The organism is Dietzia maris, assembly GCF_014144855.1.
Lineage (GTDB): Bacteria > Actinomycetota > Actinomycetes > Mycobacteriales > Mycobacteriaceae > Dietzia > Dietzia kunjamensis.
The window spans coordinates 1-1,807 of the sequence record NZ_JAALDN010000430.1 but is presented as its reverse complement, the minus strand read 5'-3'; the positions used below and the strand labels follow the sequence as shown (position 1 = coordinate 1,807).

Below are 1,807 nucleotides of genomic sequence, written 5' to 3'. Positions count from 1 at the left end.
GACCTGACCCCACACTTAGATGCGAAGAGCCGCTTTAGCTATCTTGGGATTAGGCCCGTTAGCAACCACATGCCCACCGACACGAGGGCGAAGTTCAGGATCAGAAGAAAAATAGGCATACCGGTATGCCGTCGTTTTCTCGACATGTATTCGAGTGCTCCGGTACTTGCTCCGCCAACGGACAAGGCGAATAATGTTACCGCACCGTCGACTCCTCTGGAGTATCCCAATAGCGCACTAACGAAGAGGGCCACGCCGGAAAATAAAGCCACTCCGAGCAGGCCCCGTGAGGCGTTTTGTAACGTTTTATGATGCTGTTCGCTCAGGTGAGATGTAAGCAAGGGATCAACTTCTGTCCGGTATGTAGTGTTTCTGGACTAAATTTATCAGCACCCCTGTGATACCCCCCACCAGAACGCGCCAACGGCAACTCCGGCCGCAACGCCTGCAGGTCCGCCAAGTGCGGCGCCCCATAGTGCGGAGTGGGCGATGCCCGCAATCCCGGTAGCGACATCACAGGAATTAGCGAGTGGTGCGATTGCCTGACCGTCCCGGTTTGCGCCTACATGTGCGCGAAGGGAGTTTAGGTCGAACTTCAGGTACGCCCCGTTGTCGGCCGATACTGAAATGGTCCGTGAGGGGACGTCAAGAGTGATGGTGGCGGTTACTCCATTTCCGAGCCGGACCACCTGTCGAGCGTGATGGTTTACGTCCCCCTCGATCGGTCCTTGCCAAACCAATTGATCACCGTTTTCTGTAGGGAGCTGCAGCGATCCCAGCGCGTTTCCGAATGGGTCGGCGACTGACGCTGTGGCGGTGGCGGCGCCACTCGTAGTCAGTGCAAATGTCGCGAGGCAAGTCACAACTGAACGGATAACGCGATTCCTCATGAGCTTCTCCAAGATGGCGACGGGGCTTAGCTGAGCATTCAATAAGTTATCAGGGGTTACTCTTCTGCGTGGCAGAAACGTCCTCATTTCGGCTGACGGCAGGGAGTAGGGGCTCGCGCTGGAGGGCGCCGTGGCCGCTTGTTGCCCACAGTCGTTAAACCATTAGACCGTTTGGTTTAAATGGGTGGTGTGACCGCACCGAGAAAGCCCCGGCGCCGCAACGTCACCCGTGACGAGACCGCAGCAATCGGCTATCTCCGCGTGAGCACCGAGGAACAGGCCGTGTCTGGTCTAGGGCTCGAAGCGCAACGGACCGCTATCGAATCCCGCGCCGCCGCCGAGGGGTGGACGGTCGTCGCGTGGTTCACCGATGAGGGCGTGTCCGGAACCGTCGCCCCGGTCGAGCGTCCCGGTTTGTCCGCCGCTCTCGACGCCGTGTCTGACGGGCAGGCGTCCAGGCTTGTCGCCTCCCACCTATCTCGCATCGGTCGTACCGCCGCTCGCGTGCTCGACCTCGACACGCTCGCCGCCGCCGAGGGGTGGGGGTTGGTCATGTGTGACTTGCAGATCGACACCGGGACCGCCGCGGGCCGGTTCATGCTGGGGAACATGGCGAGCGCCGCCGAGTATGAGCGCAACCTCGTGAGTGAGCGGACCAAGGCCGCGCTTGTTGTGAAGCGGGCGCAGGGTGTCCGGTTGGGCCGCCCCTCGTCGCTTTCCCGTGAGGTGGTCGCCCGCATCGTGTCCGAGCGTGACGCTGGCAAGACGTGGCAAGCCGTGGCCGATGGACTCACGGCCGATGACGTGCCGACCGCACGAGGTGGCGTGCGCTGGCAGCCCGCCACTGTCCGCAACGTCTACGTCGGCCAGGACGCGACCGCCCTTCCCTATCCGCCAGACTGAGGTGAGACACCCGG

General features: G+C 61.5%; 1 protein-coding gene. It reads left to right on the top strand.

Annotated elements, in window-relative coordinates:
* The first annotated feature begins 1,070 nt into the window (after window positions 1-1,070).
* Window positions 1,071-1,793 carry a recombinase family protein gene (locus tag G6024_RS13690; RefSeq protein WP_083249484.1) on the top strand — a complete coding sequence of 241 codons (723 nt, stop codon included), beginning with the start codon at window positions 1,071-1,073 and terminating at the stop codon, window positions 1,791-1,793.
* Window positions 1,794-1,807: the final 14 nt, after the last annotated feature.

Excerpts from the sequence above, each read along its gene's own strand:
- G6024_RS13690 (WP_083249484.1), top strand. The coding sequence starts at position 1,071 with ATGGGTGGTGTGACCGCACCGAGAAAGCCCCGGCGCCGCAACGTCACC.